Here is a 10,900-nt window from a genome sequence, read left to right as displayed (position 1 = left end):
TCGTCCACGGACCGCGATTCTTCCCGCGCCCGCCCTTCACTTCACCTGCTGTTTACCCAGCTTGCGGGCCAGGGTGCGGCGATGCATGCCGAGCCGGCGCGCGGTTTCGGAAATGTTGAACCCGGTTTCCGCCAGGGTTTCGTGGATGCGCTCCCACTCGAGGGTCTTGATCGAGGTCGGGCGCCCCACCACTTCCACCTCGGTGCTGCCATCGGCACGATGAAACGCGGCTTCGATGTCATCGGTATTGGAAGGCTTGGCGAGATAATGGCAAGCGCCGAGCTTCACCGCCTCCACCGCGGTGGCGATACTGGCGTAACCGGTCAGCACCACGATCAGCATGTCCTCATCGTGGGCGTGCAAGGCTTGGACGCAGGAGAGCCCGGTGGCCTCCCCTTTCAGTTTGAGGTCCACTACCGCGTACTGGGGTGAGTGGCTCTCCAGCAACGTCATCATCGATTCCATGCCATCGGCACTGATCACCGCGTACCCGCGGCGCTCGAAAGAGCGGGCCAGGGTGCGGGCGAACGGGGCATCGTCCTCGACAATCAACAAGGTGTCCGCACTGCCTTCATGCTGGTTATGCTCGTTCACCATGCTCTTCCTCCAGGGCAATCGCCGATAGCGGCAACGTCAGCGTCACTTCGGCACCTTTGTGCGGCCGGTTGCGGGCGCTGAGATTACCTCCCAGCGTACGCGCCACATTGACCACCAGGAACAGCCCCAGCCCGCTGCCAGGGCGCCCTTTGGTGGAGTGGTAGGGGCGGCCGATACGACCAAGCATCTCCTCGCTGAAGCCCGGCCCCCGGTCCAGAACGGTCAGTATCAGGGATTCGCCATCACGGCTCACCTGCAGGCCCACCCAGTCGCGGGAGGCTTCCAGGGCATTATCCAATACATTGCACAAACTTTGTTTGAGCGCCGAATCGGAAACGATATCCATATCCACGCCAAAGGCGTTGTGGTAATCGAATCCGGTCACCGGACGGGTGGCACGCCACTCTTCCACCAGCTCGTCCAGGAAAGCGTGCACGGTGGTTTCTTCCGAGGACTCACCCCGGGCTTCACCGGCGGAAAGCAGAATGCCGCTGACGATGGACTTGCAGCGCAGCACCTGGGTCTGCATTTCGGTGATCTCATCGAGCAGATCCGGGTCGGATTTGAACACCGGCATATGCCGCCAGTCCCCCAGAATCACCGACAGTGTCGCCAGTGGCGTACCCAGTTCGTGGGCGGCGCCGGACGCCAACAACCCCATGCGAACGATGTGTTCGCCCTCGGCGGCGCGCTGACGCAAATCGGCCAGCCGCGCGTCCCGCTCGCGCCGGTTGCGGGTGATCCGGCTGATGAAAATCACCAGCAGCACGGCGTTCAGGACAAAGCAGATCAACATCCCCTGGATATACAGGCTCAGCGGGCCCCGCTCGTAATCCGGCGGCATCACCAGGGGAAGTCCGGCGAACTCCAGCCAGACGAAACAGCCCGCGGTCACCAGCAGGATGGTCCAGGTGGACCACGCCTCCAGCAGCACCGCGGCCAGCACCACTTGCAGCAGATAAAGGAAAATAAAGGGGTTGGTGGCGCCACCACTGGCGTAAAGCTGCATCGTCAGCGTCGCCACATCCACCAGCAGCGCCAGGAACAGTTCGCCGTTGCTGACATCCCGGCGCAACCACCGCAGCCGCAACATGCTGAGCAGGTTGAAACCAATCAACCCCGCCAGTACCGCCAGCATGAACACCATCGGCAACGAAATGCCGAAACCGTAGCGCACCAGCAGTATGGTGCCAATCTGACCCAGCACGGCAATCCAGCGCAGTTGGATCAACTGCTGCATGTTCTTGCGCCCGGTGGCGTCACCGTCGTCGGTCTCGCGTTGCGCCGGAATCGGCTGGGGGCTTTGCACCGCCGCCGCGGCCCCCTTCGTGGCTGTCATCGTCACCTTCTCCTGAGAGGTTGGCCCCTGAACAGGCTCCTAGCGCCGTGACCGCAGTTCCTCACGAAGCACGAACACAGCGCCCGCGGCCACCATCAAGGCAAGGGTATACCAGGTGATCGCATAGACCAGGTGATTGTTGTGAAAAGAGACCACGGTCAGCCCGCCCACCGGTCCCTCCGCCGGCGCCGGCCCGGCGTCCGCATCGACGAAGTACGGTGCCACCCGGGTCAGGTCATGGGTCCGGGCAATGGCGGCCACATCCCGGGAGTACCAACGGCTCTCCGCGGGGACATTGTCCCGCAAAAAACCGCCGCCGGGCTCGCTCAAGCGCAGCAGGCCGCTGACCCGCACCTTGCCTTCGGGGGTCCAGGCGCCGGCGGCGGCCCGGTCGCGCTGTTGCTGGGGAACATAGCCGCGGTTGATCAGCACCACAGTGCCGTCGTCCCGTTTCAGCGGGGTCATCACCCAGTAGCCACTGCCCAGCTCGGTGCTGGCCTGAACCAGGGAGACGCGATCGGCAAGGAAGGTGCCGCTGAGTTGAACATGCCGGTATTCGTGCTGTTCACGGCTGATTCGCGGCCATTCGGCGGGGCCCGGAGCGGGCTCCGCCGGAGCGTCCACGCGGTGGGAGACGCGTTCGATCAGATCCAGTTTCCAGGCCCGGCGCTCCACCTGCCAGTTGCCCAGGGACACCAGCCCGATGAACGCGGCCACCGCCACCAGCACCCACGCCAACCGGGCCGCCCGGCGCAGGCGGCTCACGTTGGAACCTGGGCGCGGCGGTCGGTTCATGGCCCGTGAATCGCCTCCATCATGCCCGGCATCATGTTGACGTTAAGGTGATACATCACCCACAACGACCCCGCCAGCGTGATGAACACCATCACCGCGGTGAAGATCAGCGCCAACATGTTCCAACCGCCTTCGGATTGGAAGTTCATGTGCAGGAAGTAAATCATGTGCACCACGATCTGTACCGCGGCGAACCCCAGAATCACCAGGGCGGTGGTGCTGGAGGTCTCGAACACGCCCCCCATCACGATCCAGAACGGGATCGCGGTGAGGATCACCGACAGGATGAAGCCAACCATGTAGCTCTTGAAGTCGGCGTGCGGCAGCTCGTCGCCATGATGTTCGTGGGCATGGTTCTCGTGAACACTGTCGTGATGCTCGCTCATACCAGCACTCCCATCAGATAAACGAAGGTGAACACGCCGATCCAGACCACGTCCAGGAAGTGCCAGAACATGGACAGGCACGCCACGCGGCGCTTGTTCTCCGGAATCAGACCGTGCTTGCGCAATTGGAAGCACAGCGTAACCAGCCAGACGATACCGAAGAACACGTGCAGACCGTGGGTGCCCACCAGAGCAAAGAATGAGGTCAGGAAGGCGCTGGTTTGCGGGCCCGCCCCTTCATGGATCAAATGCGCGAACTCATACAGTTCCAGGCTCAGGAAGCCGATACCGAACAAGCCGGTGATCAGCAGCCAGCCGATGGTGCCGCGCACCCGGTTCTTCTGCATCTCCAGCATGGCGAAGCCATAGGTGATGGAGGACAGCAGCAGCAGCGCGGTATTCATCGCCACCAGCGGCAGATCGAACAGCTCGGCGCCGGTGGGGCCGCCGGCGTAGCTGCGGCCCAGAACCCCATAAGTGGCGAACAGAGAAGCGAAGATCAGACAGTCGCTCATCAGATACAGCCAGAAACCCAGCATCGTGCCCGTCTGCGGGTGATGCTCCTCGGTCTCGTAAAACTGCAGCGGCTGCCCTTGCGCTTGTTGAGTGTGAGTCGTATCAACCATGGTTCGCGAGTACCCGTGTCCGTTCCGCTTCCACACGCACTACCTCTTCCACCGGAATATGGTAGTCGCGGTTGTAGTTGAAGGTGTGACCGATGGCCACCACCAGCAGCCCCAGGAAGGACACGCCGGCCAGCAGCCACATATGCCAGATCAGCGCGAAGCCCAGCACCGTGCTGATGCCCGCCAGAATGATCCCGGCCCCGGTATTCTTGGGCATGTGGATCGGCAGGAAACCGCTCTCCGGACGCTTGTAGCCGTGCTGCTTCATCTGCCACCAGGCATCCAGATCGTGCACACGCGGGGTGAACGCAAAGTTGTATGCCGGCGGCGGAGAGGACGTGGACCACTCAAGGGTACGGCCATCCCAGGGATCCCCCGTCTCATCACGCAGGGATTCCCGGCGCATGAAGCTCACCACCAACTGAATCAGGAAAGCGGCGATACCGATAGCGATCAGCACGGCGCCGAACGCGGCCACCTGGAACCAGATCTGCAGGGATGGATCATCGAATTGGCTCATACGGCGGGTCACGCCCATCAGGCCCAATACATACAGCGGCATGAAGGCGAAGTAGAAGCCGGTCAGCCAGAACCAGAACGAGACCTTGCCCCAGAACGGGTCCAGCTTGAACCCGAAGGCTTTCGGGAACCAATAGGTGATCGCCGCCAGCATGCCGAACAGCACACCGCCGATGATCACATTATGGAAGTGGGCAATCAGGAACAGGCTGTTATGCAGCACGAAATCCGCCGGCGGTACCGCCAGCAGCACCCCGGTCATGCCACCGATGACGAAGGTCACCATGAAGCCCACGGTCCACAGCATCGGCACGTCGAAACGGATACGGCCGCGATACATGGTGAACAGCCAGTTGAACACCTTGGCCCCGGTGGGAATCGAGATGATCATCGTGGTGATGCCGAAGAACGAGTTCACACTGGCCCCCGACCCCATGGTGAAGAAGTGGTGCAGCCATACCAGGTAGGACAGCACGGTGATCACCACGGTGGCGTAGACCATGGAAGCGTAGCCGAACAAACGCTTGCCGGAGTAGGTGGAAACGATCTCGGAGAACACACCAAACGCCGGCAGGATCAGGATGTACACCTCGGGGTGACCCCAAATCCAGATAAGGTTGATGTACATCATGGCGTTGCCACCCAGATCTTCGGTAAAAAAGTTGGTACCGAGATAGCGGTCCAGGGTCAGCATCGCCAGCACGGCGGTCAGTACCGGGAAAGCGGCCACGATGAGCACGTTGGTGCAAAGAGCAGTCCAGGTGAACACCGGCATCTTCATCATGGTCATACCCGGCGCCCGCATCTTGACGATGGTCACCAACAGGTTCACGCCCGATAGGAGGGTACCGACACCAGCGATCTGCAAGGCCCATATATAGTAGTCCACCCCGACTCCGGGACTCTTGTCTATGCCCGCAAGGGGTGGGTAGGCCAACCAGCCGGTCTTGGCGAATTCACCAATGAACAGGGACACCATGACCAGTACGGCGCCGGAGGTGGTCATCCAGAAGGAGAAATTGTTCAGGAACGGGAAGGCCACGTCGCGGGCCCCGATCTGCAGCGGCACCACGTAGTTCATGATGCCGGTGACCAGAGGCATGGCGACGAAGAAGATCATGATCACACCGTGGGCGGTGAAGATCTGATCGTAGTGGTCCGGCGGCAGATAGCCGGCGGAGTCGCCGAAGGCCCAGGCCTGCTGGATACGCATCATGATGGCATCGGCGAAACCACGCAGCAGCATCACCAGTGCCAGAATGATGTACATGATGCCAATCTTCTTGTGATCGATGCTGGTGAACCATTCCCGCCACAGGTAACCCCACAGGCGGAAGTAGGTCAGCGCAGCCAGCATTGCGATACCGCCGAGGACCACCGCGGCGAACGTGGCGATCAGGATCGGCTCATGATAGGGAATCGCCTCCCAGGTGAGGCGACCGAAAATGAGCTTGGTCAGGTCGATTTGATCAAACATTTTGCATACCGACGCCCAAGGCGCTTCATGAAAGGTGTATCGGAACGATGGAAGACCGCGTCATTCCATCACTGATGCTGTTCGTGCCCGTGGCCGGTGGCAGGGTCACCATGATCATCATGGCCTTCTTCCTTGCCGGCCTTGTCACCGTCATGACCACCGTGGTGGCCACTGTGCCCGAACATCATCATGTCTTTCATACACATCGTGCCGGGCTCCACGCATAGATTCAGAATCGCGTCGTAGAGAGTGGGATCCACCTCGGCATAATAGTGTACGGGCTCGCGCTCGCTCGGCTGTTCCAGCTCCCGATAAACGTCGCGATCCAGGGTGTCGCCCTCGGCGGCCACTTTGGTCACCCACTGCTCGAAGTCGGCTTCGCTCATGCCGTGGAACTTGAAGCGCATATGCGAGAAGCCGGCACCGCTGTAGTTGGCGGAGAAACCGTCGTAGACGCCTTCTTCGTTGATCACCCCATGCAACTTGGTTTCCATCCCCGCCATGGCGTAGATCTGGCCAGCCAGCGCCGGAATGAAGAACGAGTTCATGGTGGACGAGGAGGTGATCTTGAAGCGGATCGGACGATCCACCGGCGCCGCCAGTTCATTAACCGTGGCGATGCCCTGTTCCGGGTAGAAGAACAGCCATTTCCAGTCCAGGGAGACCACTTCCACCACCAGCGGCTCCATGTCCGCCGGTACCGGTTGACCCGGCGCGATACGATCCAGCGGGCGATAGGGATCCAGTTTGTGGGTGCTGACGTAGGTCATCGCCCCCAGGGCGATAATAATCAACAGCGGCACGCCCCAGATCACCAGTTCCAACACCGTGGAATGGTCCCAATCCGGCTTGTAGGTGGCGTTCTTGTTGGAAGAACGATAGCGCCAGGCGAATAACAGAGTAAGGATGATGACGGGTACGATCACCAGAAGCATCAACACCGTGGCCCAGATGATCAGGTCACGTTGTTGGGCGGCCACGTCACCGGATGGCGACATCACCACTGCATCACACCCCGCCAGCAAAGCGACGGCGGCGGTCAGTGACAACCCGCGTACTAGCTTGAGAATTGGCATTGCCGAGTATTGTAAGTAGTCCAGGGTGCCGCGCACTGTACGCCTCCGGCCCGGAATGTTGAATTGGACATTTTGTCCAATGGTGTCACGATATCGAGAAAGTGATTATGATCGGTCGGACTTGATTTCGTGAGGTACAGCAATGATAACAACGAACGACCCCGCCTCCGTGCCCTCCTACTCTTCCGCTCCGGAGGCCCATCAGGCCGTGGCGCCGAACGAGATCGCCGTGGGCGTGGTGATCGGACGCACCTCAGAGTACTTCGACTTCTTCGTTTATGGAATAGCCTCGGTTCTGGTGTTTCCGTCGGTGTTTTTTCCGTTCGCCGGCCGCCTGGAGGGGTTGCTGTACGCCTTCACCATCTTTTCCTTCGCCTTTATCGCCCGCCCCTTCGGTACCGCGCTGTTCATGACCATCCAGCGCCACTGGGGCCGCAGCGTTAAACTGACCGCCGCCTTGTTCCTGCTCGGCACCGCCACCGCGGGTATCGCCTTCCTGCCCGGCCACGCGGTATTGGGCGGCTACGCCATCCTGGTGTTGTCGCTGCTGCGTATTCTGCAGGGGCTCGCCCTGGGCGGCTCCTGGGACGGCCTGCCCTCCTTGTTGGCGCTGAACACGCCGAAAAACCGCCGCTCCCGGTTCGCCATGATCGGCCAACTGGGCGCCCCTATCGGTTTCCTGGTGGCCAGCGTCCTGTTCCTGTTTCTGTATATGAGCCTGTCCACCGAGGACTTCCTCGGCTGGGGCTGGCGCTATCCGTTCTTCGTGGCGTTCGCCATCAACGTGGTGGCCCTGTTCGCCCGCCTGCGGCTGGTGTTGACCCATGAGTACACCGCGGCACTGGAAGAGAGTGACCTGGAACCGCTGAGCACACGCAAAATGTTGCAAGAGCAGGGCTACAACATCTTCATTGGCGCCTTCGCTGCCCTGGCCAGCTATGCCCTGTTCCATCTGGTGACCATCTTCCCGCTGTCCTGGATCGTACTGAACGGCTCCCAGAACGTGCCGGATGTGCTGATCGTGCAGGCCATCGGGGCGATCCTGGCGATTTTCGGCACCATTGCCTCCGGCTGGATCGCGGAACGGATCGGCAAACGCAACACCGTCGGCTCGCTGGCGGTGCTGATCGGGATCTTCAGTCTGTTCACACCGCTGCTGATGGACGGTAACGCGGTACAGCAGGATATCTTCATTCTGGTCGGCTTCGTTTTGCTGGGTCTGTCCTACGGCCAGGCTTCCGGCACCGTCACCGCCAACTTCCAGCGCCGCTTCCGCTATACCGGAGCGGCCTTGACCTCCGACTTCGCCTGGCTGTTCGGCGCCGCCTTCGCGCCGCTGGTGGCACTGGGGCTGTCAGCTAAGTTCGGCCTGGCTTACGTCAGCGTTTATCTGCTGTCCGGGGTGGTTTGCACGCTGCTGGCGCTGCGCATTAACAAGTCCCTGGAAGCAAGTTAAAGGCGAAACAGGGGGATCTCCAGCGGGGCTCGGCTCCCGGTTTGGCGCCGCTGTCAAACCGGGCTCCGGAAGGCCTCCCTACAGCCCCACTGTGGGAGCTTGCCTGCAAGCGAAGACTCTCGAGGCCCAAGAAGATTCGCTTGCAAGCAAGCTCCCACAGCGGCTTTGTAGCAACCTCCGCATTTATATCTCCAAGGCGAGAAGAACACCCGCGCTTGCCGGTTACCTCGAAGCGGAGCCGCGTTACGCCTTTGCGGGACCCGGTCGAACAGGGATGTTCGACCGGGAGCCTACAGGAATGTATTCACGACGTTCCCGTAAAGGCGTAACGCGGCTCTGCGTCCCTGATGGAAGGCTCAGCTGAGCGAACCCAGGGCTTTCTTGGTGAAGATCTCGATCTCCTCCTCACGACCTTCCCGCATCTTGATCAGCCAGTTCGGGTCCTGCAACAAAGCCCGTCCGACCGCGATCAGGTCGAATTCGTCGTTGGCCATACGCCGTTCCAGTTCGTCGATACTCACCGGATTGGCGGTGCCGCCCATACCCTGATTGTTATGGCCGATGAAATCGTCATCCAGGCCCACACTGCCCACGGAAAGGGTCGGCTTGCCGGTCAGCTTACGGGTCCAGCCGGCCAGATTGAGGTCGGAACCTTCGAATTCCGGCACCCAGAAGCGGCGGGTGGAGGCGTGGAACAGATCGACGCCGGCGTCCACCAGCGGGGTCAGGAAGCGCTCCAGTTCCTGCGGGGTGGTGGCCAGCCGGGCCTCATAATCCTGCTGTTTCCACTGGGAATACCGCAGCACGATGGCGAAGTCCTCACCCACCGCCTCACGCACCGCGCGCACGATGTCCGCCACGAAACGCCCGCGGTTATCCATGTTGCCGCCGTATTGGTCATCACGCTGGTTGGTGCCTTCCCAGAAGAACTGATCAAGCAGGTAGCCGTGAGCACCGTGGATTTCCACACCATCGAACCCCAGATCACGGGCGTTACGGGCGGATTCGGCGAAAGCCCGGATGACGTCGTCGATATCTTCCAGGGTCATGGCATGGCCGCTCTCCTTGCCCGGCTTGAACAGGCCGGAAGGAGAATAACCGGGCACATCCTTGTCCGGGCCGATACCGGGCCGGCGCACCGCCCCGACGTGCCAAAGCTGGGGAATAATGGCGCCACCGGCCTGGTGGACCTGGTCCACCACCCGCTTCCAGCCAGCCAATGCCAGCTCACCATGAAAAGCCGGCACCCGTTCGTAACCGTTGGCCGCCACATGGCCCACGGTGGTGCCCTCGGTAATGATCAGCCCCACCTCGCCTTCGGCGCGGCGACGGTAGTAAGCGGCCACATCCTCATTGGGAATGTAGTCCGGGGAAAAATTACGCGTCATCGGCGCCATGGCCACGCGGTTACGCAGTTTCAGGGACTTGTGTTCAAACGGACGCAGCAACGCATCCAGCGAGGTACTCATAGCCTGTTCTCCCGAGTCGTGGCGGCCCCGGCCGCCGTCCAATTTGGTTGCAGATCGCAACCGTAAACCAGGACGGTTTCATCATGCAACCGTTTTGGATAGACTGAAGAAGCTCTTACATATGCCGAATCCCCTGGAGGGCTCTCCCCGTGACCCGAAAACGCTTTGACGACCTGGACTGCTCCGTGGCCTGCGCCCTGGATCAAGTGGGCGACTGGTGGTCACTGCTGGTGGTCAAGGAGGCCATGCTCGGTACCCGCCGTTTCGTCGACTTTCAGCAGCGGCTGGGGATTGCCAAGAACATCCTCTGCAACCGCCTTAACCGGCTGGTGGACAGCGGCGTGATGAGCAAGGTGGATGCCGGCGAGCACGGTACTCGCTACGAATATCGGCTCACCGACAAGGGCCGCGACCTGTTCACGGTAATCACCGCGCTGCGACAATGGAGCGAACGCTGGAACGGCAACCGCGACGATCTGCGGCTGGTGGACCGGATCAGCGGACACCCGATCCGCCAGCTCCATGTGGAAGGCGATGACGGCCAGCCCCTGACCGTCCGCGATGTGCGTTTCGAAAACACCGGGGTCGAACGTCTGGCGACGGACGCCTGATCAGAAGCGCGTTTCGATACGACGGGCGGTCCAGTAATGGGAACGCCAGTAGACATTGTCCAGCGACGAGACCATCACCCCGCGGCTGGTGGAGGCGTGCATGAATCGGCCGTGGTTCATGTAAATACCCACATGACGAACTCCCCGGCCGGTGCGGAAGAACACCAGGTCGCCGGTCTGCAACTGATCCTTGGCCACTTTCTCCCCCACTCTCGCCTGCTGATCCGTGGTACGCGGCAGGCGCACCCCCAAGCGATCATGAAAGGTGAGAAACACAAAACCGGAGCAATCGATGCCCTTGCGGGTCATCCCGCCCAGCCGGTAAGGCGTGCCTTCCCATTCCTGCAGTTGCGCGCTGAGCAAAGCGTGCACCATCCCCGGATTGGCCATATCCACGGAGTAATCCTCCATCGATACGGTCTGTTCCGGGTCGGCATGGCTGCCCGCTTCCGGCTCGCTCCGATCCTCCACCACCACCGGCCGGCTGGCACAGCCCGCCAGCAACACACACAACAGTATCACTCCGCTTACCAGGCGCATTCGATAGTC

The 10,900-nt window shown here is 61.2% G+C and carries 11 protein-coding genes; 2 read left to right on the top strand and 9 right to left on the bottom strand.

Features of this window, described 5'->3' with window-relative positions:
- Nucleotides 1-36: 36 nt before the first annotated feature.
- From MA04_RS02380 to cyoA, 7 genes are all read right to left on the bottom strand, one after another.
- On the bottom strand, nt 37-597 hold the full coding sequence (locus MA04_RS02380; protein ID WP_163125222.1) for a response regulator transcription factor: 561 nt from the start codon (nt 595-597) through the stop codon (nt 37-39).
- A complete protein-coding gene (locus MA04_RS02375; RefSeq protein WP_262459333.1) occupies nt 581-1,936 on the bottom strand; it encodes an ATP-binding protein in 1,356 nt (451 codons plus the stop codon). Before MA04_RS02375 ends, MA04_RS02380 begins: the two co-directional genes overlap by 17 nt.
- Nucleotides 1,937-1,975: 39 nt before the next feature.
- The gene (locus tag MA04_RS02370) at nt 1,976-2,731 is read right to left on the bottom strand and encodes an SURF1 family protein (RefSeq protein ID WP_262459332.1); all 756 of its coding nucleotides are present in this window, start codon (nt 2,729-2,731) and stop codon (nt 1,976-1,978) included.
- Nucleotides 2,728-3,117 (bottom strand): cytochrome o ubiquinol oxidase subunit IV, encoded by a 390-nt coding sequence (gene cyoD, locus MA04_RS02365; RefSeq protein ID WP_262459331.1) that lies wholly within the window; start codon nt 3,115-3,117, stop codon nt 2,728-2,730. Before cyoD ends, MA04_RS02370 begins: the two co-directional genes overlap by 4 nt.
- Complete coding sequence (cyoC, locus tag MA04_RS02360; RefSeq protein WP_262459330.1) at nt 3,114-3,743, bottom strand: cytochrome o ubiquinol oxidase subunit III; 630 nt, start codon at nt 3,741-3,743, stop codon at nt 3,114-3,116. Before cyoC ends, cyoD begins: the two co-directional genes overlap by 4 nt.
- Nucleotides 3,736-5,739, bottom strand: a complete 2,004-nt coding sequence (gene cyoB / locus MA04_RS02355; RefSeq protein WP_262459329.1) for a cytochrome o ubiquinol oxidase subunit I — start codon at nt 5,737-5,739, stop codon at nt 3,736-3,738. Before cyoB ends, cyoC begins: the two co-directional genes overlap by 8 nt.
- Before the next feature lie 68 nt (nt 5,740-5,807).
- Nucleotides 5,808-6,851 (bottom strand): ubiquinol oxidase subunit II, encoded by a 1,044-nt coding sequence (gene cyoA, locus MA04_RS02350; RefSeq protein WP_262459328.1) that lies wholly within the window; start codon nt 6,849-6,851, stop codon nt 5,808-5,810.
- Nucleotides 6,852-6,957: 106 nt separating this feature from the next.
- On the opposite strand from cyoA, the gene MA04_RS02345 reads away from it, so the two are divergent.
- A complete protein-coding gene (locus MA04_RS02345; protein WP_262459327.1) occupies nt 6,958-8,271 on the top strand; it encodes an MFS transporter in 1,314 nt (437 codons plus the stop codon).
- A 356-nt stretch (nt 8,272-8,627) separates the two neighbouring features.
- On the opposite strand, the gene MA04_RS02340 is transcribed toward MA04_RS02345, so the two are convergent.
- Entirely contained in the window at nt 8,628-9,740 is a 1,113-nt protein-coding gene (locus tag MA04_RS02340) for an NADH:flavin oxidoreductase (RefSeq protein ID WP_163125232.1), read from the bottom strand.
- A gap of 149 nt (nt 9,741-9,889) precedes the next feature.
- On the opposite strand from MA04_RS02340, the gene MA04_RS02335 reads away from it, so the two are divergent.
- On the top strand, nt 9,890-10,351 hold the full coding sequence (locus MA04_RS02335; RefSeq protein ID WP_262459326.1) for a winged helix-turn-helix transcriptional regulator: 462 nt from the start codon (nt 9,890-9,892) through the stop codon (nt 10,349-10,351).
- Here MA04_RS02335 and MA04_RS02330 read toward each other — a convergent pair whose 3' ends face one another.
- The gene (locus MA04_RS02330) at nt 10,352-10,891 is read right to left on the bottom strand and encodes an NlpC/P60 family protein (RefSeq protein ID WP_163125236.1); all 540 of its coding nucleotides are present in this window, start codon (nt 10,889-10,891) and stop codon (nt 10,352-10,354) included. It abuts the gene before it with no gap.
- Nucleotides 10,892-10,900 lie beyond the last annotated feature (9 nt).

Origin of the sequence: Alloalcanivorax balearicus MACL04 (assembly GCF_025532145.1) — a bacterium.
In the GTDB taxonomy this organism is placed as follows: Bacteria; Pseudomonadota; Gammaproteobacteria; order Pseudomonadales; family Alcanivoracaceae; genus Alloalcanivorax; species Alloalcanivorax balearicus.
This window is presented reverse-complemented; position numbering and strand designations above follow the sequence as displayed.

What these genes read in the sequence shown, in the direction of transcription:
- MA04_RS02380 (WP_163125222.1), bottom strand. Translation starts at nt 597, where the DNA reads ATGGTGAACGAGCATAACCAGCATGAAGGCAGTGCGGACACCTTGTTG.
- MA04_RS02375 (WP_262459333.1), bottom strand. Translation starts at nt 1,936, where the DNA reads ATGACAGCCACGAAGGGGGCCGCGGCGGCGGTGCAAAGCCCCCAGCCG.
- MA04_RS02370 (WP_262459332.1), bottom strand. Translation starts at nt 2,731, where the DNA reads ATGAACCGACCGCCGCGCCCAGGTTCCAACGTGAGCCGCCTGCGCCGG.
- cyoD (WP_262459331.1), bottom strand. Translation starts at nt 3,117, where the DNA reads ATGAGCGAGCATCACGACAGTGTTCACGAGAACCATGCCCACGAACAT.
- cyoC (WP_262459330.1), bottom strand. Translation starts at nt 3,743, where the DNA reads ATGGTTGATACGACTCACACTCAACAAGCGCAAGGGCAGCCGCTGCAG.
- cyoB (WP_262459329.1), bottom strand. Translation starts at nt 5,739, where the DNA reads ATGTTTGATCAAATCGACCTGACCAAGCTCATTTTCGGTCGCCTCACC.
- MA04_RS02345 (WP_262459327.1), top strand. Translation starts at nt 6,958, where the DNA reads ATGATAACAACGAACGACCCCGCCTCCGTGCCCTCCTACTCTTCCGCT.
- MA04_RS02340 (WP_163125232.1), bottom strand. Translation starts at nt 9,740, where the DNA reads ATGAGTACCTCGCTGGATGCGTTGCTGCGTCCGTTTGAACACAAGTCC.
- MA04_RS02330 (WP_163125236.1), bottom strand. Translation starts at nt 10,891, where the DNA reads ATGCGCCTGGTAAGCGGAGTGATACTGTTGTGTGTGTTGCTGGCGGGC.